At 69.6% G+C, this 21,118-nt stretch carries 20 protein-coding genes and 1 tRNA gene; 15 read left to right on the top strand and 6 right to left on the bottom strand.

Features of this window, described 5'->3' with window-relative positions; translation table 11 throughout:
- Positions 1–162 precede the first annotated feature (162 nt).
- The 5 genes from cas7e to cas2e are packed head-to-tail and all read left to right on the top strand — an operon-like array spanning position 163 to position 4,300.
- Positions 163–1,317, top strand: a complete 1,155-nt coding sequence (cas7e, locus tag ABZX96_RS13030; protein WP_355542448.1) for a type I-E CRISPR-associated protein Cas7/Cse4/CasC — start codon at positions 163–165, stop codon at positions 1,315–1,317.
- A complete protein-coding gene (gene cas5e / locus ABZX96_RS13025) occupies positions 1,314–2,168 on the top strand; it encodes a type I-E CRISPR-associated protein Cas5/CasD (protein WP_355542445.1) in 855 nt (284 codons plus the stop codon). Before cas7e ends, cas5e begins: the two co-directional genes overlap by 4 nt.
- A gap of 5 nt (positions 2,169–2,173) precedes the next feature.
- Positions 2,174–2,977 (top strand): type I-E CRISPR-associated protein Cas6/Cse3/CasE, encoded by an 804-nt coding sequence (gene cas6e, locus ABZX96_RS13020; protein WP_355542513.1) that lies wholly within the window; start codon positions 2,174–2,176, stop codon positions 2,975–2,977.
- Between the two features lie 10 nt (positions 2,978–2,987).
- Complete coding sequence (gene cas1e, locus ABZX96_RS13015; RefSeq protein WP_355542443.1) at positions 2,988–4,025, top strand: type I-E CRISPR-associated endonuclease Cas1e; 1,038 nt, start codon at positions 2,988–2,990, stop codon at positions 4,023–4,025.
- Complete coding sequence (gene cas2e, locus ABZX96_RS13010) at positions 4,022–4,300, top strand: type I-E CRISPR-associated endoribonuclease Cas2e (RefSeq protein ID WP_355542440.1); 279 nt, start codon at positions 4,022–4,024, stop codon at positions 4,298–4,300. The genes cas1e and cas2e overlap by 4 nt, the downstream gene beginning before the upstream one ends.
- Positions 4,301–4,579: 279 nt before the next feature.
- On the opposite strand, the gene ABZX96_RS13005 is transcribed toward cas2e, so the two are convergent.
- Positions 4,580–4,650: transfer RNA gene (locus ABZX96_RS13005), tRNA-Gly, on the bottom strand.
- Positions 4,651–4,920: 270 nt separating this feature from the next.
- Here ABZX96_RS13005 and ABZX96_RS13000 point away from each other — a divergent pair.
- The 4 genes from ABZX96_RS13000 to ABZX96_RS12985 all read left to right on the top strand — a co-directional run bounded on the left by ABZX96_RS13000 (position 4,921) and on the right by ABZX96_RS12985 (position 8,456).
- Complete coding sequence (locus tag ABZX96_RS13000) at positions 4,921–5,049, top strand: hypothetical protein (protein ID WP_355542516.1); 129 nt, start codon at positions 4,921–4,923, stop codon at positions 5,047–5,049.
- A 354-nt stretch (positions 5,050–5,403) separates the two neighbouring features.
- A complete protein-coding gene (gene dcd / locus ABZX96_RS12995; RefSeq protein ID WP_355542437.1) occupies positions 5,404–5,979 on the top strand; it encodes a dCTP deaminase in 576 nt (191 codons plus the stop codon).
- Between the two features lie 86 nt (positions 5,980–6,065).
- Positions 6,066–6,563, top strand: coding sequence for a phosphoribosyltransferase (locus ABZX96_RS12990; RefSeq protein ID WP_355542434.1), 498 nt, complete (start codon positions 6,066–6,068; stop codon positions 6,561–6,563).
- Between the two features lie 411 nt (positions 6,564–6,974).
- Positions 6,975–8,456: a ricin-type beta-trefoil lectin domain protein gene (locus ABZX96_RS12985; protein ID WP_355542510.1), complete on the top strand. Its 1,482-nt coding sequence runs from the start codon at positions 6,975–6,977 to the stop codon at positions 8,454–8,456.
- Positions 8,457–8,604: 148 nt separating this feature from the next.
- Here ABZX96_RS12985 and ABZX96_RS12980 read toward each other — a convergent pair whose 3' ends face one another.
- The 3 genes from ABZX96_RS12980 to ABZX96_RS12970 form a co-directional block, all read right to left on the bottom strand.
- Entirely contained in the window at positions 8,605–9,642 is a 1,038-nt protein-coding gene (locus ABZX96_RS12980) for a YIP1 family protein (protein ID WP_355542507.1), read from the bottom strand.
- Positions 9,643–10,327: 685 nt separating this feature from the next.
- Positions 10,328–11,344 (bottom strand): AraC family transcriptional regulator, encoded by a 1,017-nt coding sequence (locus ABZX96_RS12975; protein WP_355542431.1) that lies wholly within the window; start codon positions 11,342–11,344, stop codon positions 10,328–10,330.
- Between the two features lie 125 nt (positions 11,345–11,469).
- Positions 11,470–11,877: an ATP-binding protein gene (locus tag ABZX96_RS12970; protein WP_355542428.1), complete on the bottom strand. Its 408-nt coding sequence runs from the start codon at positions 11,875–11,877 to the stop codon at positions 11,470–11,472.
- Between the two features lie 173 nt (positions 11,878–12,050).
- On the opposite strand from ABZX96_RS12970, the gene ABZX96_RS12965 reads away from it, so the two are divergent.
- Genes ABZX96_RS12965 through ABZX96_RS12955 form a run of 3 tightly spaced genes read left to right on the top strand, consistent with a single transcriptional unit; the run spans position 12,051 to position 13,326 of the window.
- Positions 12,051–12,902, top strand: a complete 852-nt coding sequence (locus ABZX96_RS12965; RefSeq protein ID WP_355542425.1) for a helix-turn-helix transcriptional regulator — start codon at positions 12,051–12,053, stop codon at positions 12,900–12,902.
- Positions 12,903–12,914: 12 nt separating this feature from the next.
- Positions 12,915–13,118 (top strand): DUF397 domain-containing protein, encoded by a 204-nt coding sequence (locus tag ABZX96_RS12960; protein WP_355542422.1) that lies wholly within the window; start codon positions 12,915–12,917, stop codon positions 13,116–13,118.
- Positions 13,102–13,326: a DUF397 domain-containing protein gene (locus ABZX96_RS12955; protein WP_355542419.1), complete on the top strand. Its 225-nt coding sequence runs from the start codon at positions 13,102–13,104 to the stop codon at positions 13,324–13,326. The genes ABZX96_RS12960 and ABZX96_RS12955 overlap by 17 nt, the downstream gene beginning before the upstream one ends.
- A gap of 9 nt (positions 13,327–13,335) precedes the next feature.
- Here ABZX96_RS12955 and ABZX96_RS12950 read toward each other — a convergent pair whose 3' ends face one another.
- Entirely contained in the window at positions 13,336–14,163 is an 828-nt protein-coding gene (locus ABZX96_RS12950; RefSeq protein ID WP_355542416.1) for a trypsin-like serine protease, read from the bottom strand.
- 189 nt (positions 14,164–14,352) lie between these two features.
- Positions 14,353–16,617, bottom strand: coding sequence for a (Fe-S)-binding protein (locus ABZX96_RS12945; RefSeq protein ID WP_355542413.1), 2,265 nt, complete (start codon positions 16,615–16,617; stop codon positions 14,353–14,355).
- Between the two features lie 742 nt (positions 16,618–17,359).
- On the opposite strand from ABZX96_RS12945, the gene dnaK reads away from it, so the two are divergent.
- Genes dnaK through dnaJ form a run of 3 tightly spaced genes read left to right on the top strand, consistent with a single transcriptional unit; the run spans position 17,360 to position 21,117 of the window.
- On the top strand, positions 17,360–19,216 hold the full coding sequence (gene dnaK, locus ABZX96_RS12940; RefSeq protein WP_355542410.1) for a molecular chaperone DnaK: 1,857 nt from the start codon (positions 17,360–17,362) through the stop codon (positions 19,214–19,216).
- Positions 19,213–19,899, top strand: coding sequence for a nucleotide exchange factor GrpE (gene grpE, locus ABZX96_RS12935; RefSeq protein ID WP_355542407.1), 687 nt, complete (start codon positions 19,213–19,215; stop codon positions 19,897–19,899). Before dnaK ends, grpE begins: the two co-directional genes overlap by 4 nt.
- Before the next feature lie 45 nt (positions 19,900–19,944).
- On the top strand, positions 19,945–21,117 hold the full coding sequence (dnaJ, locus tag ABZX96_RS12930) for a molecular chaperone DnaJ (RefSeq protein ID WP_355542404.1): 1,173 nt from the start codon (positions 19,945–19,947) through the stop codon (positions 21,115–21,117).
- The last annotated feature ends 1 nt before the right edge of the window (position 21,118 follow it).

The raw sequence follows: 21,118 nt of genomic DNA, 5'->3' as shown, positions 1-21,118 counted from the left end.
CCTGGTGGTTCTGCCACGGCCTCTCCGTCACCAGCGGGCCACACGCAGACTCCACCGCTCCAGTGACCACACGTCGGCATGCGAAACCACCGGTTGCCGACACTCGTCGGCCATCGGCAACCCACCCCTCACCTGAACAACTCCCACCATTGGAGGTACCTCATGGCCCGCACCACACCCCACGCCTACATCGACGTCCACATCCTGCAAACCGTGCCCCCGGCCAACCTCAACCGGGACGACCAAGGCAATCCGAAAGAGGCGTACTTCGGAGGCGTGCGCCGGTCCCGCGTCTCCTCGCAGGCATGGAAGCGCGCGACCCGCATCGACTTCGCCGAGCGCGTGCCCGAGCAGGACCTCGCCACCCGCACCCGACGGGTGAGCGCAGCCCTCGCCGACCGGATCGCCGAGCGGACCGGCCTGGACGCCGACTCGGCATCCCGGCTGGCTGCCGCTCTGCTGGCGCCGCTGAAGATCACCGCAGGGAAGCGGGAGGGCGATACCGCCTACCTGTTCTTCTACGGCCGCCGCCAGCTCGACGCCGTGGCCGAACTCGTCCGGGACCGGGCGGCCGATCTCGTCGGCCTGGACGATGAGGAATTGGCCGGCGAGATCGGGAAGCTCCCGGTCCAGGAGAAGTTCAGCACGGGGCACCCGATGGACGTCGCACTGTTCGGTCGCATGGTGGCCGACATCCCGGCCTTGAACGTCGACGCGGCCACGCAGGTGGCACACGCCCTCTCCACTCACGCGGTCGAGCTGGAATTCGACTACTTCACCGCGGTCGACGACAAGGCGCAGAAGGAGAACGAGACCGGCGCGGGCATGATCGGCACCATCGGCTTCAACTCCGCCACGCTCTACCGCTACGCCACGGTCGGCCTGCACCAGCTCCTGCACAACCTGCAGGACAAGGAGGCGGCCGTGACCGCCGTCGAGGAGTTCGTCACCTCCTTCGCCCGCTCCGTCCCCAGTGGCTACGGCAACTCCTTCGCGCACCGGACCCTGCCCAGCTTGGTCGCCGTCCTCGTGCGCACCGACCAGCCGGTCAACCTCGTCTCCGCCTTCGAGGAGCCGGTCACCGCTTCCGCCGGCCTCGCCGCCGCCTCCGCCCGCCGTCTGGCGTACGAACACAGCACGGCGACCCGGGTGTGGGGCGAGGCACCCGCGTTCACGTCCCTGTCCCACACGTTCACCGACCACGGCGAGACCGCCGACGTGCTGAAGAACGCCTTCGGCGAGCCGGTCACCTTCGCCCAGCTCCAGGCCGGTCTGCGTGCCCACCTCACCGACACGCTCAAGCAGGCCGCCCGATGACCAACGATTCCCCGACGTATCCGCCCGCCCGGCGGGACGAGGACCACGCCGTGCTGCTCCTCCGGCTGGCCGGACCACTCCAGTCCTGGGGATCGGCGGGCGCGTTCAACCGCCGGGAAACCGGCGCGGAGCCCACCAAGTCCGGTGTGATCGGTCTGCTGGCCGCCGCCGCGGGCCTCGCCCGCGAGGACTCCCTCGCCGAGCTGGCGGCCCTCCGCCTGGGTATTCGCGTGGACCAGCCCGGCACGCTGCTCCGCGACTACCACACGGTCAGCGACTACCGGGGCCGCCCGCTGCCCCAGGCCGGTGTCTCGGCCAAGGGCATCCAGAAGCCGACCTCTCCGCCCAAGCACACCCACGTCACCACCCGCTACTACCTCCAGGACGCCGTGTTCCTGGCCGCCCTCGCGGGTCCGCGCGCCCTGCTGCGGACGCTGGACGAATCTGTACGTGCCCCCGCTTTCCCGCTGGCGCTAGGCCGCCGTTCCTGCCCTCCCACCCAGCCGGTCTCCCAGGGCCTGCGCGAGGGTGGACTCGACGACGCCCTGAGCGCGGAGCCTTGGCTGGCGTCCCGCCGAGAGCGTGAGCAGTACGCCGCCCGGCTCGGCCGCGAACGGGGGCTCGGCCGTTCCCTCTATCCGGCGCGGCTCGACCGCTCGGTCACTGTGGAAGATCCCGAAGGCGACGATGTCCTGCACGACGCTCCGGTCTCGTTCGACCCGTACGCCCGCAGCTTCACCAGCCGACGCGTCCGTCGCGGCTGGGTGAGCGTTCCGACCGGTTTCCCCCGCCCCGAGGCCGCCACCGACGACCTCGCCGAGCACGACCCCTTCGCCCTCCTGGGCTGGTGATCACGATGACGTACCTCTCCCGTATCCGCATCAACCCTTTGCGCGCGGAAAGCCGCCGTCTTCTGGGGAACCCGCGCGCCGTCCATGGCGCCGTCATGGGCGGCCTCCCCGGAGCCGCGGACGGTGAACGCGTCCTGTGGCGACTGGACGCCGACGACCCGCACCGCCCGCACCTTTTCGTCCTCACCCGCTCCCGGCCCGACTGGTCGCACATCGTGGAGAACGCCGGCTGGCCCGGCGCGGACGGTGACCACGCGGTGATCCGCGACTACACACCTCTGCTCGCCCGTATCGCTGCCGACCAGGAGTTCGCCTTTCGCCTCACCGCCAATCCGGTACAGAACACCGCAACGCCCACCAAGCTCACTCCGACCCAGGAGGCTCACCTCACCGAGGCTGCCGGCAAGCGGACACGAGGGTTCCGCATCGGCCACCGCACCGCCGCGGCCCAGCTCGACTGGTTCCTGTCCCGAACGGAACGATGGGGTTTCACCGTCCCCGCCTCCCGTACGGACGCGCCCGCACCGGGCCTCTCCGAACCGTCCGGCGCCCTCGCCGGAGCGCCCGAGGCGGACACGCGCCCCTCGCGCCCGGCCCGTGAGGTACGCATCACCGAACGCCGCCGGCACTCCTTCGCCAAGAACGGCCGGGGCAACCACGTCACCTTCCACACCGCCACCTTCGAAGGGCGCCTGCGCATTACGAACCCGGCCCTCTTCACCGCGCGTCTCCTGGAAGGCATCGGCCCCTCCAAGGCGTACGGCTGCGGGCTGCTGACGCTCGCACCGCTGCCAGGGCGGCAGGAGTGAGGGACCGGCCATGGCCGACATCTGGTGGAAAGCGGACCCTCACGACCTGCACCGTGTCGTCGACCGTGTCTCCAGCGTCTACGTGGAACGGAGCCACCTCGACCGGGACGAGAACGCCGTTGTCGTCATCAACAAGCGGGAGACGGTCCGCATACCGGCTGCAATGATCGCCGTCATGCTGCTGGGCCCCGGGACCCGCGTCACCCACGGAGCGATCCGGTTGCTCGCCGACTCCGGGACAGCGGTGTGCTGGGTCGGCGAGCGGGGCGTCCGCATGTATGCGGCGGGGCTGGGGCCTGCTCGCGGTGCGGGCCTGCTCCACCGGCAGGCGTGGTTGGTCACCCACCCCAAGGAACGGCTCGGTGTCGCCCGCGCGATGTACGGCCTGCGCTTTCCCGGCGAGGACGTCTCGCATGCCTCCATGCAGCGACTGCGGGGCCGCGAGGGCACGCGGGTGCGGAAGCTGTACCAGGAGCACGCCCGTCGCACGGGAGTGCCTTGGGACGGCCGTGTCTACAAGCCCGGTGACCCGTTCGCGGCGGGTGACGATCTCAACCGTCTGCTGTCCGCCGCCAATGCCGCCCTCTACGGCATCTGCCACGCCGTCATCGTCGGCTTGGGTACCAGTCCGGGCCTCGGGTTCGTCCACACCGGCTCTGCCATCTCGTTCGTCTTCGACATCGCCGACCTCTACAAGGCGGAGTACACGCTTCCGCTTGCCTTCGACCTAGCCGCCGCGGGGCTCACCGACGAGCGTGACGCCCGTGTCGGCCTCCGCGACCGAATCGCCGATACCGCCCTCCTCAGTCGCATCGTCAACGACATCAAAACGCTCCTCAGCCCGCCGGGCACCGACTTCGACACCCCGGAAACCAGCGAACTCTGGGACGAACGCCTCGGCACGGTCCCCGCCGGCGTCAACTGGGCTCCCCGCGGCCCTGCTACGTCGAAGACCGAGCCCCGCGCCCCGGCGGATATGGGCGAACAACACGTTGCGATCATCGGACCGGAATTCGAGGATCCCGCTTCCCGGGAGGATTCAGGATGACCGTCATCGTTCTGACAGCCGCCCCGGAGGGCCTGCGCGGTCACCTCACCCGCTGGATGGTGGAAGTGAACGCCGGTGTCTTCGTCGGCAATCCCAACCGCCGCGTCCGCGACCGCCTCTGGCAGCTCCTCGCCACCCGCATCGGCGATGGTCAAGCCGTCCTTGTCGAGCCCGCACCGAACGAGCAGGGCTGGGCCGTCCGCACGGCAGGCCGCGACCGCTGGCGACCGGTGGACTTCGACGGGCTGATTCTGTCGGCACGGGAGCGGAGGTGAGGGATGGACGGCGGGCATAGGGCTGAGGCTTCGCGGTGGGACCCGCACGCGTAGTGCCGGCGGCACCGCCAAGCGCTCCGCAGCGTCGGTACCGGACCTCGCTCACGCGGGGATCACTCAAGCATCCAGGCGGTCATGCCGGGCTAGGGAGGACCACTCCCGCTCACGCAGGAAAACCGGTAATACCCCGGGGATATCCGTTCCAGAGAATCACCCCCGCTCCGCGGGGCAATCAGAAACACAAATAAGCCCGGGCCAAAACCCCGGGCTTACAAAAAGAGCGGGCGACGAGAATCGAACTCGCGCTCTGAGCTTGGGAAGCTCATGTTCTACCATTAAACTACGCCCGCACATGATCACTCTCGCTTCGCGAGAGGTGAACACTGCCCAGACTGTACACCATCCAGGCCCCTCGTCGCATGCGTCGAGGGGTCGTCCTGTTGTGCGGGTCGGGTTGGGGGTGAAGCGGGTACGGAGGGCGGGAGTTGGGGCGTACGGTGGGGCGCCGGAGTGCCGTGTCGAGGGGCGCCCAGTTCATCCCCTAATGTGGCTTTTGTTGTCCACGCAGTTGGGAGAGGGACTTGATGGAGCGCACCGTCGTACGTTGTGCCGAAGGGCACGTGTTCAGCACCGCTTCGTTCCCGATGCAGACCACGGACCGGCTCGGCCCCGGCCGGCTGCTGCGCTGCCCGCGCTGTGCGCGGCTGCGCCACTCGGTGCCGGTGCCGGTCGAGTACGCGAAGCGGTAGACGGTACACGGGACGGTCGGCGAGGGCGGTAGCGGCGCGATCACGGCGCGCCGGTAGGAGCGCGGTGCCGCGGCGGGCCGGCGAGCGAAGTCCTGGATGTTCCGGATGGAATGGATGAGGGTCCGGTCCCTGAGGGGCCGGGCCCTCGTCGTGTGTCCGCGCGGGTGGAGTGACCCGTGATCCGCTCATATGAAGATCTCCGCCCGTTCGAAGATCCCCCGCTCGGTCCGGAGTGACGTTCCGCTCAGTTGGGTCCCGGCCCGCCCCGCGCGCGGGCCCCAGCGCGCCGGGCGCGGCCCCGCACCGGCCCTCGTCATGCCCGTCCCTCCGCGTCGGGCGCGTATCCTCGTCCCCGTGCTTCTCTCAGACAAGGACATCCGGACCGAGATCGACGCGGGCCGGGTGCGCATCGATCCTTTTGACCCCTCGATGGTGCAGCCGTCGAGCATCGATGTGCGCCTCGACCGCTATTTCCGGGTGTTCGAGAACCACCGGTACCCGCACATCGACCCCGCCGTGGAGCAGACGGACCTCACGCGGGAGGTCGTGCCGGAGGGGGACGAGGCCTTCATCCTGCACCCGGGCGAGTTCGTGCTGGCCTCGACGTACGAGGTCATCTCGCTGCCCGACGACATCGCGTCCCGGCTGGAGGGCAAGAGCTCGCTGGGGCGGCTGGGGCTGCTGACGCACTCGACGGCCGGGTTCATCGACCCGGGGTTCAGTGGGCACGTCACGCTGGAGCTCAGCAACGTCGCGACGCTGCCGATCAAGCTGTGGCCGGGGATGAAGATCGGGCAGCTGTGCATGTTCCGGCTGACCTCGGCCGCCGAGCACCCGTACGGCTCGGAGAAGTACGGTTCCCGCTACCAGGGGCAGCGCGGGCCGACGCCCTCGCGCTCGTACATGAACTTCCACCGGACGCAGGTCTGAGGTCCGGGGGACAGGGCCCGCGAGCCGTCTGACGGAGCCCGACACCGAACGTCTGAGAACGACCGTCTGAGAGAGACATAGAGAACGTGAGTGACGTGCGCGAGAACCTGACGTACGAGCGCTTCGGCGGCGCGATCCGCGAGCTGGCGCAGACGATCGCCGATGACGGTTACGAGCCGGACATCGTGCTGTCCATCGCCCGGGGCGGCGTGTTCGTCGCGGGCGGGCTGGCGTACGCGCTGGACTGCAAGAACATCCACCTGGTGAACGTCGAGTTCTACACCGGTGTGGGCACCACGCTGGAGATGCCGGTCATGCTGGCGCCCGTCCCCAACGCGATCGACTTCTCGGACAAGAAGGTGCTGATCGCGGACGACGTGGCGGACACCGGCAAGACGCTGAAGCTGGTGCACGACTTCTGCCTCGGGACGGTGGCGGAGGTCCGCAGCGCGGTGATCTACGAGAAGTCGCACTCGCTGGTGAAGTGCGAGTACGTGTGGAAGCGCACGGACGACTGGATCAACTTCCCGTGGAGCGTTGAACCGCCTGTGGTGCGTCGTGAAGGGCAGATCCTCGACGCATGAGTGGGGTTCTTCATCTGATGCGTGTCGTGCGGGTGATTCGTGCGAGCCGGCGGCGGGGTGGCGCCTGAGCCGGGTGCCGCTTCGGGCGGTGTGATGTCGGCTGATGTCGGCTTGATGTCGGTGTGCGGTGAGGTCCTCGTCCTTGTGGCGGGGGCCTCGTTCGCTTTTGAGGACGCCTTCGTGTGAGACGGGTGAGCGGTCCCGTCGGATGGCGTGGTTTTCGGCCAATCCTGTTTCCGGTGTGCTCGGAGTGTTCCGTTGTTACCGACCGGGGAGTACAAACCGGCGGTAACAGGGAGTGCGGAGGCATGAGGGAGACCTGAGGGAGGCCCGATGGTGCGGCTGGTGCGGACGGCGGGCAGGGCGTGTACGAGACCGGGGCGGCTGGTGGCCACCGGTGCGGCGCTGGTGATGGCGCTGGGCGGGATGAGCGCGGCCGGTGCGGGGGCGGCCACGGCGGCCGAGTCGAAGGGCCCGGCCGCGATCGGCAAGCCATTGCCACCCGAGCTGGAGAAGATCCGGGCCGAGGAGGCGCGGAAGCTGTACGGGGACGCCGCCGAGCGGCCCATGGAGCAGCGGAAGACCTCGTTGATCTCGCTCGGGGACAGCGAGATCTCCGGTGAGGGCGTGGGCACGTACGAGCCGGGGACGAACGGGCCCGACAACTGGTGCCACCGTTCCCCGGACGCGGCGATCCACCGCACCGGCATCCCGGCGGACGTCACGTACAACGTCGCGTGCTCGGGCGCGTACACCGGGAACATCGTGATCGGCGGGAGCAAGCAGTACGCCGACGAGCTGGTGCAGAGCGACAACCTGGCGATCAAGGCGCGGAACACGCGGCTGAAGATGGTGCTGCTGGTCGCCGGCGCGAACGACGACCTCCAGTTCGGGCCGGTGATGACGGACTGCGTGACGCGCTGGCTGACGTTGCAGGGGAAGTGCCAGCCCAAGTACGAGGGCGGGTGGCAGGCGCGGGTGGACGCGCTGGTGCCCAAGGTCGAGCGGACGGTGGGCGACCTGCGGACGGTGATGCGGGACGCCGGGTACGCGGACGGCGACTACCGGCTCGTCGTCCTGGGCTACCCGAGCCCCATCGGCCCGGACATCGAGGACAACCCCGACTTCCCCGGCAAGCTGGCGGGCGGATGCGCCGGGTACACCTCGGACGCGGGATGGGGACGGGACACGGCCGTGCCGGTCTTCGAGAAGGGGATGCGGAAGGCCGCCCGGGCGTCCGGCGCCACCTACCTCGACGCCTCGCGGCTGTTCCACGGGCACGAGGTGTGCATGGAGGACACCTGGGCGCGCGGCCTGCACGTGGACCTGAGCAACCCGTTCCCGCCGGACGCCAACTCCGTGCGGCAGTCCTTCCACCCCAACGCCCGTGGTCACGCCGCCTTCGCGTCCTGCCTGACGCAGCTGTACGCGGCGGGGGTGCGCGAGGCGTCCTGCGCCGATCCGGCGAGCACCGGGCAGCCGAAGCTGTACGCCGGGGCCTGGGACGACGTGTTCCGGCCGTTGAAGAACGCGGCCACCGCCACCTGCGTGGACGTGGAGGGGGCGAGCAGCGGTAACGGGACCGCGGTCGGCGGCTGGGACTGCAACGGGCAGCGGAACCAGGGCTGGTGGTACGACGCCGGGCAGCGCTCGTTTCACGTGGAACAAACGCATGACCGGTGCCTGGATGTGCCGGGCGGCAAGTACGAGGCCGGGGTCGGGCTGGTGCTGTGGAACTGCTCCGGCGCCGCGAACCAGCAGTTCGTGCGCGATGCCGCCAGCGGATCGATCCGTCCGGCCGCCGCACCGCGGCTCTGCCTGACGTTGGGCTCGGCGAAGGACGCGTTGCGGCTGCGGGCGTGCGACGGGTCGGCGGGCCAGCGGTTCGCGTAAGGCCCAACGGCCCGTCTGGTGGTGAGCCGGCGTTCGCCTGAGGTGGGCTGAGGAACCCCGGTTACGGCGAAGGGCCCCGGAGCGCCGTCCCTGTTGGGTGGGGCGGCGGCTTCCGGGGCCCTTGGGCTGCGGCTGTGGTGGTGGGTGCCTACAGGGTGCCGAGCTTGACCAGGGCCAGCAGGCCGGCGAGCTGGATGGCGGACGCGCCCAGGGCCTTGGGCCAGGGCAGGTCGTGCGACTTGCTCACCATCGAGGTGAAGAGGTACCCGGACGCCAGCCAGGTCAGCCAGCCGATGACCTGCACCAAGGTGCTGTCGCCGCCCAGGAACATGGCGAAGATCAGGCGCGGCGCGTCCGAGATCGTCATGATCAGCATGGACAGGCCCACGGTCGGCTGCCAGGAACCGTTGCCGCCGAGCTGGCGCGCGAGGGTGTGGGTGACCGTGCCGAGGATCAGACCACCCAGGACGAACATCACGGCGGTGATCAGCACCCACGGGATGCTGTTGGAGAGCGTGGCGTTCAGCACGTCCTCGCGGGCCTTGTCGAAGCCGAAGACGGCCAGCAGCCCGTAGACGAAGGTGACGATCAGCGCCGGGCCCCACACCTGGTGGTCGCGCATCCGCCAGAACGTCGGGTCGGGGCGCAGCACGATGCCGGTCAGCAACTGCTGCCAGGGCAGCCGGGGTCCGACCGGCGGGGCCGTGGCCTCGCCGGCGCGGTAGGTGCCGCCTTCGGCGTACTGTCCGCCGTCCCCCTCCTGGCCGTTCCCGTAGGGGGCGCCGCCACGGCCGTATCCGTCACCGCCGTACTGGCCGCTCGACTGCGGACCGTAGGAGTCCGGGCCCTCGCCGATGCTGAACTGCCGGGTGCTGCCGGGGCTGTTGTCGTTCGAGTAGGGCGCGTGCCCCTGCTGGTGCGGTGCGTAGCCGCCGCCGTCGCCGAAGTACTCCGGCTCGTCGTACTGGGGGCCGGGCCCGGCTCCGTACGGTTGCGGGGGCTGCTGGCCACGGCCCGGGTGCGGCGGGCGCGGGCCCTGTTGCCACTGGCCCTGCGGCGGCATGGGGGGAGACCCGTACGGGCCCTGTTGTCCGTACGGTGCGGGCTGTCCGTACGGGGGTTGCCCCTGCTGACGGCCTTGCTGTTGCCCTTGCTGCGCGGAGTGGGAATCCCGTCCGCGACCCATCCTGAATCCAGCCACGCCCTTGAAAGTACCTGGTCCCTCCGACACCGGCGCCGGGGCCGGGGATACGGGCCGGGCTTTGCTGCCGAGCTGTGACATCCCCTAGGGGACCGGGCGGCCGAACATCCGGGAGAGGGTGGGGGTGGGGGAGGAGTGGGGAGCGGGAGGGTGGGCACCGCCTCCGGAAACGGATCACGGGCACCGCCGCCCGGAACGGATCGCGCGGGTCTCAATTATTTATGGCCCGGAATGATAGGACGCCCCGGTCCGGCCTGGTCCGCCCCGGCGAAGTCTCCGTGGGGCGCCGGGCACACGCTGCTCCGGCGCCCCACGGGTGGGCTCGATCGGCGAATACGGGGGTGGCCGACCGGAACCCTGGATGCGGCCTGCGGGGGCCCGTCCGCCAGCGCCGACGGGGCCCGGACATGCCGACATGGCCTCGATGGACACAGACGGTAGCCGGGACGGCCCCGGAGCATGATCCACTCTGCGCAGTGGCTATCCGGAACGCGCTGCGGATCGGGGAGGACCGACCGACGAGCGCGGTGAAGGTGTCGGTCGGATAACGGTGTGTGCAGGGGGTTTCGGGGTTGCCTGAAGGGTAAGGCGGGTTCGCGGCTCGGCGCGCCGGGATAATTACGCTCCGTAAGGGCGACGGGTGTGCGCGGCGTGCCCTCGGGAGTCCGTCTCACGGCGCGTGCAGTGTCTCCGACGGCGTCTCCCCGAAGCGCGCCCGGTAGCTGCTCGCGAACCGCCCCAGGTGGACGAACCCCCACCGGTACGCCGTCTCGCCCACGCTCACCTCACCCGGCCCGGCCCGCCGCAGTTCGTCCCGGACGCGGGTGAGCCGTACGTCCCTCAGGTACGCCATCGGCGACATCCCCACGTGCCGACGGAACCCTTCCTGCAACCAGCGGACGCTGACCTGCCCGATGGCGGCCAGTTCCACGGAGTTGAAGGGGTGCTCGGGGCGTTCGTGGATGGCGTCCACGACCCGCTTGACGGGCGTCGGACGCAGGGAGCTCGACGGCTCGCGCAGCTCGTCCCGGTACGGGTGGTCGGCGGCCAGCAACAGCCCGTTGAGCAGGGCCTCTTGGAGAGGCGCGGCCACCAGGGGCTGCTGGAGGAGGTGGCGCGTTTCGTGCATGTCGCGGGCCGTGGAGCGGACGAGCCGGGCCCAGCCGAGGGCGGGGCCGCGCGAGACGTCGAGTTCGGAGGTGGGGAGCACCGGCTTGCGGACGGTCCGGCCGAGCAGATGCTCCAAGTGGCGCTCCAGCGCGGCAGCGTCGATCTTGACCGACAGAGCGCGGCAGTCGCCGTGCCACCGGTCGATGGAGGTGTCCCCCGAGGGCCCGAACACGGCGGCGCGGGCCGCCGACGCCGTGCCGGCGGCCCGCGCGCCCTGATGCCAGGCCATGTGTCCGGTCAGCGGGACATCGACGTGGTACGCCCCCAGCACACCGGAGTGCACGCGCACGTCCGTACCGAAACTGAACGCGCCGATCGTGACGGGCCCCAGCCGTACGACGTCGATCCGCGCGGCGAACGGGTCGCCGGGGGCCAGGCGGTCGATCGAGGTGTCGTAGAAGGTCTTGGCGATCACCGAGCGCGTCTCGTCCAGATCCGCGCTCCGGAAGGACAGCGGCAGGGTCACCGGGGCCTGATCCTCGGTGCGCTGCCGGTCGCGACCCTCACGCACGGTCATCTGCAGGAAGCTCCTCTCCCGGCCGTCTCACGTAAGGACGGGGGCTTCCGCGGCGTCCGTCACCGCCCGCTGCGCCCCCGGTCACAGGGTATGCGGACGGTGATCGGCAAACGGGAGCATTTCTGTCAGGGCGTCAGCTCGCACCAGACGAACTTGCCGTTGGGCTCGTTCATCCTGTCGCTCAGCGTGAACCAGCCCCAGTCACTGGCCTGGCTTTCGAGGAGGAGCAGACCGCGCCCCGCCTCCGACTCGGACGGCTCCGCCCGCGCCTTTCGCAGGGGTGGTCGCGGGTCGGTGTCCCAGACGCCGAGCCGCAACGTCTTCCAGCGCCAGTGGACGCGCAGGGAGGCCGGTCCGTCGGTGTGCCGGACGGCGTTGGTGAGGAGTTCGGTGGCGAGCAGTTCGGCCCGCTCGACGAGTCCGGAGCAGTCGTACGAGTCGAGGATGTCCCGCAGGGTGTGGCGGGCGATGGGGATGGCGCGCGGGTCGTGGGGGACGTGGACGGTGTACTCCCATGTGGTGCCGGTTTCCATGGGGCCTCCATGAGTCAGCCGCGGTGAACGGACGCTGGGTGTGCGCTCCGTCACGCAAGGTACGGGTCAGTGATGACCCGGGGCACCTCTGATCCGTCAGGCTCACCCATTCGTGTGTGTCGGGCGGCCGTCCCCGAACGGCAGACTCACAACGGACCGAAGTGGAGGGGCGCATGCCGGCACGGATCATCACCACGGCCCGTCAGGAGCGTTTGGGCGCGGAACTGCGCAAGCTCAGGGAACAGGCCGAACTGACCATCCGCGAGGCGGCGCGGTTGCTCGGCATCGACCAGACGAAGATCTCGCACACCGAGGCGGGGCGGGTCGGGGTCAGCGAGGAGCGCGTGCGATTGCTGACGACGCAATACGCGTGTGGCGACAAGGAACTCGTCGAGGCCTTGGTCGCGATGGCGGGAGAGCGGGAACATGGCTGGTGGGAGGAATTCCGGGGGCTGTTGCCCGCGGGATTCCTGGACCTGGCGGAGATGGAGCATTACGCGAGGTACCTGCGGACCATCGAAATCTCACACATTCCCGGTCTCATGCAGACCGAGAACCAAGTGCGGGCGATTGTCTCCTATTCACTTCCGGAGCTGTCCGAAGCGGAGTTGGAAGCCCGGGTGGCGCACCGGTTGCGGCGACGGGTGATTCTCGACCGCGCGTCGCCCCCCAAGTTCGATGCGGTCGTGCACGAAGCCGCGCTGCGCATCAGGGTCGGCGACCGAAAGGTCGCTCGGGATCAGTTGTTGCACCTGGCCGGAGAGTCGGAACGGCCGCACGTGTCGATCCGCGTGGTGCCGTTCGATGTGGACGGCTTCGCGGGCATCGGCTATCCCATGTTGTACGTGGGTGGGCCGGTGCCGCAGTTGGACACGGTGCTGCTGGACTCCGTTCACGGCTCGGCGTTCCTTCACGCGGAGTCTCAGGTGCGCAGGTATCGGAACCTGTTCTCCAAGGTAGGAAAATCGGCACTGGACGAGCGTCGTTCACGAGATTTCATGCTCCGCCTGGCCCGGGAAATGTGAGAGGGAGCGGAAATGAAGAGGGACGTTGTGTGGCAGAAGTCGTCCTATTCAGGTGGTGGCGACGGAGCCAATTGTGTGGAGGTGGCAGGAGTCGAAAGGGCCATTGCCCTGCGCGAGAGCGACGAACCTCGTGAGGTTGTCGTTGTCGGACGTGCGGCTTTCGATGCGCTCCGGCATGTCTTGGCATCAGGGCGCTTCGATGAGCACTGCTCCTGACGTCACGGACGAGCTCATGACCGAGCCGATCGGTTGGCGGAAGTCCTCGTTCTCCGGTGGCGGTGACGGAAACGAGTGTGTGGAAGCGACCGGCCTCCCGGGAGGAGCGGCGCTGCGGGAGAGCGATGCTCCGGAGGCGGTCGTCCGCACGTCGCGGGCTGCTTTCAGGGCATTGCTGCGGGTTCTCAAGGCCGACAGGCTCACCTGAGCCGCCGCCTCACCCCCGCACCGCCCTCTCGTAAACCTCACGCGCCCGCTCATCGAAGCGCACCGCCACCGACTCGGTGTCCGTGTCGCCGCCGCTGAGGACGCCGATGAGGCGGCCCGGGCGGTGCGGGTCGTGGTGGTCGGCGAGCCAGGGGCTGCCGCTGGTGCCGGACCACAGGCCCGCGCAGTCGATGCGGAGCATGTACGGCTCGTCGTCGTCGCGGCGGGTGGTGGTGGAGCAGCGCACCGGGCGGTTGTCGGGGTTGTGGTCCTCGTTGGGGTAGCCGATGACGGTGACGTGGCGGCGGAAGCCGGAGGAGAAGTCGGGGACGGCGGCGCCGACGACCTCTTGGACGGTGCGGCCGTCCTCGTTCGGTTCGACGGTGAGGAAGGCGTAGTCGCCCTGGTCCTCGTTGTCGCGCTTCCACAGGTCGCCGACGTGGATGCCGGTGACCTTCCACTTCCCGTACGGGTACGCGCCCGGGCCGGTCCCGGAAGACCGGGGCGCGAACTCCAGTCGGCCGGGGATGTAGCCGGGCTCGTCGCCGTCCTCCGCCTCCTCCTCGGGGGTGTAGACGCAGTGGGCGGCGGTCGCCAGGACGTTCCCCCGGGGGCTGTCGACCACGCTCGCCGTGCAGAAGTGGTCGCCGTCGCGGATCAGGGCGCCCACGGCCGGGATGCCGTCGAAGGGCGTGGCGGAGGGGACGGCCGAGGGAACGGCGGAGGGGGTGCCGGTCGCGTCGGCCGGGGAGGCGGACGAGCAGCCGGTGAGGGCAAGGACGCCTGACGCGATGACAGCGGTGGCCAGGGCGCGGCGGCGGACGTCGGCGGTGCTCATCTCGTGCGTTCCTCTCCCCGGTGCCGGCCGTCCGTGGGCCGCCGATCATGTCGTCCTGGGGGAGAGACGGGGAGGTGGCCGTGGGGGTTGCTTCGGGGCGCGCGGACGCGTCCCCGTCCTCCGCACACGACGACGGCCGGCCCCGCCGCAGCGGGACCGGCCGTCGTAAAGAGGCTCAGTGCGGAAGGGTCACTTCACCGGCTCGGGCTCCGGCTCCTTGGCCGACTCCTCCTCGCCCGCCGGGTCCACGGGGGCCTTGACGGAGTCCAGCAGGAGCTGGGCGACGTCCACGACCTGGAGGGATTCCTTGGCCTTCCCGTCGTTCTTCTTGCCGTTGACCGAGTCGGTCAGCATGACGAGGCAGAAGGGGCAGGCGGTGGAGACGATGTCCGGGTTGAGGGACAGCGCCTCGTCCACGCGCTCCTCGTTGATGCGCTTGCCGATGCGCTCCTCCATCCACATGCGGGCGCCGCCGGCGCCGCAGCAGAAGCCGCGCTCCTTGTGGCGGTGCATCTCCTCGTTCCGCAGGCCGGGCACCTTGGCGATGATCTCGCGCGGCGGTGTGTAGACCTTGTTGTGGCGGCCCAGGTAGCACGGGTCGTGGTAGGTGATCAGGCCCTCGACCGGGGTGACGGGGACGAGCCTGCCCTCGTCGATGAGGTGCTGGAGAAGCTGCGTGTGGTGGATGACCTCGTACTCGCCGCCGAGCTGCGGGTACTCGTTGGCGATGGTGTTGAAGCAGTGCGGGCAGGTGGAGACGATCCGCTTCTTGGACTTCTCGACCTTGACGCCTTCGTCGGGGTCCTCGCCGAAGGCCATGTTCAGGGCCTCGACGTTCTGCTGTCCGAGCTGCTGGAAGAGGAACTCGTTGCCCAGGCGGCGGGCGGAGTCGCCGGTGCACGCCTCGTCGCCGCCCATGATCGCGAACTTCACGCCCGCGATGTGCAGCAGCTCGGCGAACGCCTTGGTGGTCTTCTTGGCGCGGTCCTCCAGGGCGCCCGCGCAGCCGACCCAGTACAGGTAGTCGACCTCGGTGAGGTCCTCGATGTCCTTGCCGACGACGGGGACCTCGAAGTCGACCTCCTTGGTCCAGGCGAGGCGCTGCTTCTTGGCCAGGCCCCAGGGGTTGCCCTTCTTCTCCAGGTTCTTGAGCATCGTGCCCGCCTCGCTGGGGAAGCTGGACTCGATCATCACCTGGTAGCGGCGCATGTCGACGATGTGGTCGACGTGTTCGATGTCGACGGGGCACTGTTCGACGCAGGCGCCGCAGGTGGTGCAGGACCACAGGACGTCGGGGTCGATGACGCCGTTCTCCTCCAGCGTCCCGATCAGGGGGCGCTCGGCCTCGGCGAGCGCGGCGGCGGGGACGTCCTTCAGGGCCTCGGCCGGGGCCTTCTCCTCGCCCTCCATGGTCTTGCCGCCGCCCGCGAGCAGGTACGGCGCCTTGGCGTGCGAGTGGTCGCGCAGGGCCATGATCAGCAGCTTCGGCGACAGCGGCTTGCCGGTGTTCCAGGCCGGGCACTGGGACTGGCAGCGTCCGCACTCGGTGCAGGTGGAGAAGTCGAGGATGCCCTTCCAGGAGAAGTGCTCGACCTGGGAGACGCCGAACTGGTCGTCCTCTCCCGGGTCCTCGAAGTCGATCGGCTTGCCCGCGCTCGTCATCGGCTGGAGCGCGCCCAGGGCCGTGGCGCCGTCCGCGTTGCGCTTGAACCAGATGTTGGGGAAGGCCAGGAAGCGGTGCCAGGCGATGCTCATGTCGATGTTCACGCTGACCGTGATCATCCAGATCATGGTCGTGCCCAGCTTGATCATCGCGAAGACGTAGACGAGGTTCTGCAGCGCCGTGACGCTCAGCCCCTTGAAGGCCAGGACCAGCGGGTACGAGGCGAAGTACGCCGGGTCGTACCCCTCGACCCCGTGCAGGGCGCCCTCCAGGCCGCGCAGCACCATGATCGCCAGGCCGATGGTGAAGATGACGTACTCGACGAAGTACGCCTGCCAGGCCGTGGAGCCGGCGAACCGCGACTTGCGGCCGGCGCGGCCGGGCAGGTTCAGCAGCCGGATGACCATCAGCACCAGGATGCCGAGCGTTGTCATCGTGCCGATGAACTCGATGTAGAGCTCGTACGGCAGGAAGTCGCCGATGACGGGCAGTGTCCAGTCGGCCTTGAACAGCTGGCCGTACGCGTTGACGATCGTCGGCGGCAGCGTCAGGAAGCCGATGGCGACGAACCAGTGGGCGATGCCGACGATGCCCCACTGGTTCATGCGCGTGTGGCCGAGGAACTCCCGGACCAGGGTGACGCTGCGCTGATAGGGGTTGTCGGTCCGGCTGCCCGCCGGGACCGGCGAGCCGAGCTTGAAGAAGCGCACGAACTGCGCGACAGCGCGGCCGAGCAGCGCGACGCCGACCGCGGTGAGGACCAGCGACACGATGATCGCGGCGAGTTGCATGGGTGGCTCCTCGGGCCTGCGAGTGCGGGAATTCTGGGTCTGGGGGGCGGGTTTTCCTGAGGGCCGGAGGTTCGGGGGCGAACCATTACTAAGCAGTAACTTTTCCGGTCTGCGCTGAGGTTACCCACTATCCGGAGCGCCATGAAGCCGCCCGGCCGGTGATCTGCGTCGCCCGGGCCGTGATCTGCGGTGTGCGGAGGGTGATCTTCGTCGCTCGGGGGCTCCCGGCTACCGCGCCTTCGGAATGCGGGGCCCGGACTCGTACTCGTAAGCGTCGTCTGAGGCAGGGAAGCCCCCACCGGCGATCAGTCGCCGAGCCGGCGGAAGGGGACGTCCCGGGGTGCCCCCGCAGCGGACTGGGGCGCGGCGGCCCCGTCCCGAGATCTCGTCGGGTAAGCGCAACTGCCGCGAGGAGGTACCCCGGGGCGGCCCCGACCCCGTACGAAACAAAAGGCGCAAGACCACCGGACCGCACCCGCCACGGGCCCCCGCCTCTAGGGAAGAGAAGGCGCACGACCCACCGAGCGGCACCCGCCGACAGGCCCCACCCCCGCACGAAAGGCCCCCGCGTCGCCGCAGGCAACCCCGGGTACCCCTTTCGGGTCCTTACGGGTCACAGCCCGGGCGTGTGAACGTAAGCCCGATATAAAAGTTGAGCGGGTAAGACTCAGGTCTGTTGACAGGTCGGGGCCGGTGCTGCACCCTTGAGCCTGTTCCACTCAAGTCAGCTGGAGGAATCGAAATGGCACGTGCGGTCGGCATCGACCTGGGCACGACTAACTCCGTCGTCAGTGTTCTCGAAGGCGGTGAGCCCACCGTCATCACCAACGCCGAGGGCGCCAGGACCACGCCGTCCGTCGTCGCCTTCGCGAAGAACGGCGAGGTGCTGGTCGGCGAGGTCGCCAAGCGCCAGGCGGTCACGAACGTGGACCGCACCATCCGGTCGGTCAAGCGCCACATGGGCACCGACTGGAAGATCAACCTTGACGGCAAGGACTTCAACCCGCAGCAGATGAGCGCCTTCATCCTGCAGAAGCTGAAGCGGGACGCGGAGGCCTACCTGGGCGAGAAGGTGACGGACGCCGTCATCACCGTCCCGGCGTACTTCAACGACTCCGAGCGCCAGGCCACCAAGGAGGCCGGCGAGATCGCGGGTCTGAACGTCCTGCGCATCGTCAACGAGCCCACCGCCGCCGCGCTGGCCTACGGCCTGGAGAAGGACGACCAGACCATCCTGGTCTTCGACCTCGGTGGCGGCACCTTCGACGTCTCGCTGCTGGAGATCGGCGACGGCGTCGTCGAGGTGAAGGCCACCAACGGTGACAACCACCTCGGTGGTGACGACTGGGACCAGCGCGTCGTCGACTACCTGGTCAAGCAGTTCCAGAACGGCCACGGCGTCGACCTGTCCAAGGACAAGATGGCGCTGCAGCGTCTGCGCGAGGCCGCGGAGAAGGCGAAGATCGAGCTGTCGTCCTCCACCGAGACGACGATCAACCTGCCCTACATCACCGCCTCCGCCGAGGGCCCGCTCCACCTGGACGAGAAGCTCACCCGCGCGCAGTTCCAGCAGCTGACCGCGGACCTCCTGGAGCGCTGTAAGACCCCGTTCCACAACGTCATCAAGGACGCCGGCATCCAGCTGTCCGAGATCGACCACGTGGTCCTGGTCGGCGGTTCCACCCGTATGCCGGCCGTCGCCGAGCTCGTCAAGGAGCTGACCGGCGGCAAGGAGGCCAACAAGGGTGTGAACCCGGACGAGGTCGTCGCCATCGGCGCGTCCCTCCAGGCCGGTGTCCTCAAGGGTGAGGTCAAGGACGTCCTCCTGCTGGACGTCACCCCGCTGTCCCTCGGTATCGAGACCAAGGGCGGCATCATGACCAAGCTGATCGAGCGGAACACCACGATCCCGACCAAGCGCTCGGAGATCTTCACCACCGCCGAGGACAACCAGCCCTCCGTCCAGATCCAGGTCTACCAGGGCGAGCGCGAGATCGCGGCGTACAACAAGAAGCTCGGCATGTTCGAGCTGACGGGCCTGCCGCCGGCCCCGCGCGGCGTCCCGCAGATCGAGGTCACCTTCGACATCGACGCCAACGGCATCATGCACGTCGCGGCCAAGGACCTGGGCACCGGCAAGGAGCAGAAGATGACCGTCACCGGCGGCTCCGCGCTGCCGAAGGACGACATCGACCGCATGATGCGCGAGGCCGAGCAGTACGCGGAGGAGGACCACAAGCGCCGCGAGGCCGCCGAGTCCCGCAACCAGGGCGAGCAGCTCGTCTACCAGACGGAGAAGTTCCTCAAGGACAACGAGGACAAGGTTCCCGCCGAGGTGAAGACCGAGGTCGAGACCGCCGTCGCCGAGCTGAAGGAGAAGCTCAAGGGCGAGGACACGGCCGAGATCCGCACCGCGACCGAGAAGGTCGCCGCGGTCAGCCAGAAGCTGGGCCAGGCCATGTACGCCGACGCCCAGGCCGCCGGCGCGGCGGGCGGCGCCCAGGGTGCCCCCGGTGCCGACCAGGCCAAGGCCGACGACGACGTGGTCGACGCCGAGATCGTCGACGAGGACAAGCCGAAGAAGGACGGTGCCGCGTGACGGAGGAGACCCCGGGTTTCGACGAGAAGCCCGACGTCCCCTCTGACGCCGCACAGTCCTCCGACGACGCGGCGCAGGACGCCGGGTCCGCCGAGCAGGCGGGCCCGGCCCCGGCCGGGGACGAGAACCAGGACACTGCTCTGTCCGCACAGCTGGACCAGGCCCGCGCGGCGCTCTCCGAGCGCACCGCCGACCTCCAGCGGCTGCAGGCGGAGTACCAGAACTACCGCCGTCGGGTGGAGCGGGACCGCGTCATGGTCAAGGAGGTCGCCGCGGCGAACCTCCTGTCCGAGCTGCTCCCCACGCTCGACGACATCGGCCGCGCCCGCGAGCACGGCGAGCTGGTCGGCGGCTTCAAGTCGGTGGCCGAGTCGCTGGAGACCGTGGTCGCCAAGCTGGGCCTCCAGCAGTTCGGCAAGGAGGGCGAGCCCTTCGACCCGACGATCCACGAGGCCCTGATGCACTCGTACGCGCCGGACGTCACCGAGACGACCTGCGTCGCGATCCTGCAGCCCGGGTATCGCATCGGTGACCGAACGATTCGCCCCGCGCGGGTCGCGGTCGCCGAACCGCAGCCCGGGTCGTCCGCGCAGGGCGGCAAGGCCGGCTCCGAGCAGTCCGGCGACGGTGCCAAGGGCGCCGACGCCAAGGACGAGGAGAGCGGTGGCCCGGACGAGGGCTGACGCGCGAGCGCACTGTAAGGAAGCACGGGAGGAGGGACGTCGAGGATGAGCACCAAGGACTTCGTCGAGAAGGACTACTACAAGGTCCTCGGCGTCCCGAAGGACGCCACCGAGGCGGAGATCAAGAAGGCGTACCGGAAGCTCGCCCGCGAGTTCCACCCGGACGCCAACAAGGGCGACGCCAAGGCCGAGGAGCGCTTCAAGGAGATCTCCGAGGCGAACGACGTCCTCGGTGACCCCAAGCGCCGCAAGGAGTACGACGAGGCACGGACGCTCTTCGGGAACGGCGGCTTCCGCCCCGGTCCCGGCGCCGGTGGCGGATCGTTCAACTTCGACCTGGGCGACCTCTTCGGAGGCGGCGCCCAGGGCGGCTCCGGCGGTTTCGGTGGCGGCCTCGGGGACGTCTTCGGCGGCCTGTTCAACCGCGGTGGCGGCGCCGGCACGCGCACGCAGCCGCGCCGCGGCCAGGACGTCGAGTCCGAGGTGACGCTCAGCTTCACCGAGGCGGTGGACGGGGCCACGGTCCCGCTGCGGATGTCCAGCCAGGCGCCCTGCAAGGCGTGTTCGGGCACCGGCGACAAGAACGGCACCCCCCGGGTGTGCCCGACCTGCGTCGGCACCGGCCAGGTCTCGCGCGGCGGCGGGGGCGGCTTCTCGCTCACCGACCCGTGCGTGGACTGCAAGGGCCGCGGCCTGATCGCCGAGAACCCGTGCGAGGTCTGCAAGGGCAGCGGGCGCGCCACCAGCGCGCGCACGTTGCAGGTCCGCATCCCCGCGGGCGTCTCGGACGGGCAGCGCATCCGGCTGCGCGGCAAGGGCGCCCCGGGGGAGCGCGGCGGTCCCAACGGCGACCTGTACGTCGTCGTCCACGTCGACGCGCACCCGGTCTTCGGCCGCAAGGGCGACAACCTCACCGTCACCGTGCCCGTCACCTTCCCGGAGGCGGCGCTCGGCGGGGAGGTGCGGGTTCCGACGCTGGGCGGGCCCCCGGTGACGCTCAAGCTGCCGGCCGGCACGCCCAACGGGCGGACCATGCGCGCCCGCGGCAAGGGCGCGGTGCGCAAGGACGGCACCCGCGGCGACCTCCTGGTCACCGTCGAGGTACTCGTCCCCAAGGACCTCAGTGACAAGGCACGGGAGTCGCTGGAAACCTACCGAGAGGCGACCGCGGACGAGGATCCGCGGGCGGAGCTGTTCCAGGCCGCGAAGGGAGCATGAG

This window comes from Streptomyces sp. NPDC003077 (assembly GCF_040611095.1).
In the GTDB taxonomy this organism is placed as follows: Bacteria; Actinomycetota; Actinomycetes; order Streptomycetales; family Streptomycetaceae; genus Streptomyces.
The sequence above is the reverse complement of the archived record's forward strand: the minus strand, read 5'-3'. Positions and strand labels throughout refer to the sequence as shown.

Bases quoted from the DNA above. Each gene is read 5' to 3' on its own strand.
- cas7e (WP_355542448.1), top strand. From the start codon at position 163: ATGGCCCGCACCACACCCCACGCCTACATCGACGTCCACATCCTGCAA.
- cas5e (WP_355542445.1), top strand. From the start codon at position 1,314: ATGACCAACGATTCCCCGACGTATCCGCCCGCCCGGCGGGACGAGGAC.
- cas6e (WP_355542513.1), top strand. From the start codon at position 2,174: ATGACGTACCTCTCCCGTATCCGCATCAACCCTTTGCGCGCGGAAAGC.
- cas1e (WP_355542443.1), top strand. From the start codon at position 2,988: ATGGCCGACATCTGGTGGAAAGCGGACCCTCACGACCTGCACCGTGTC.
- cas2e (WP_355542440.1), top strand. From the start codon at position 4,022: ATGACCGTCATCGTTCTGACAGCCGCCCCGGAGGGCCTGCGCGGTCAC.
- ABZX96_RS12985 (WP_355542510.1), top strand. From the start codon at position 6,975: ATGGCGCTGGGCGGGATGAGCGCGGCCGGTGCGGGGGCGGCCACGGCG.
- ABZX96_RS12980 (WP_355542507.1), bottom strand. From the start codon at position 9,642: ATGGGTCGCGGACGGGATTCCCACTCCGCGCAGCAAGGGCAACAGCAA.
- ABZX96_RS12975 (WP_355542431.1), bottom strand. From the start codon at position 11,344: ATGACCGTGCGTGAGGGTCGCGACCGGCAGCGCACCGAGGATCAGGCC.
- ABZX96_RS12970 (WP_355542428.1), bottom strand. From the start codon at position 11,877: ATGGAAACCGGCACCACATGGGAGTACACCGTCCACGTCCCCCACGAC.
- ABZX96_RS12965 (WP_355542425.1), top strand. From the start codon at position 12,051: ATGCCGGCACGGATCATCACCACGGCCCGTCAGGAGCGTTTGGGCGCG.
- ABZX96_RS12960 (WP_355542422.1), top strand. From the start codon at position 12,915: ATGAAGAGGGACGTTGTGTGGCAGAAGTCGTCCTATTCAGGTGGTGGC.
- ABZX96_RS12955 (WP_355542419.1), top strand. From the start codon at position 13,102: ATGAGCACTGCTCCTGACGTCACGGACGAGCTCATGACCGAGCCGATC.
- ABZX96_RS12950 (WP_355542416.1), bottom strand. From the start codon at position 14,163: ATGAGCACCGCCGACGTCCGCCGCCGCGCCCTGGCCACCGCTGTCATC.
- ABZX96_RS12945 (WP_355542413.1), bottom strand. From the start codon at position 16,617: ATGCAACTCGCCGCGATCATCGTGTCGCTGGTCCTCACCGCGGTCGGC.
- dnaK (WP_355542410.1), top strand. From the start codon at position 17,360: ATGGCACGTGCGGTCGGCATCGACCTGGGCACGACTAACTCCGTCGTC.
- dnaJ (WP_355542404.1), top strand. From the start codon at position 19,945: ATGAGCACCAAGGACTTCGTCGAGAAGGACTACTACAAGGTCCTCGGC.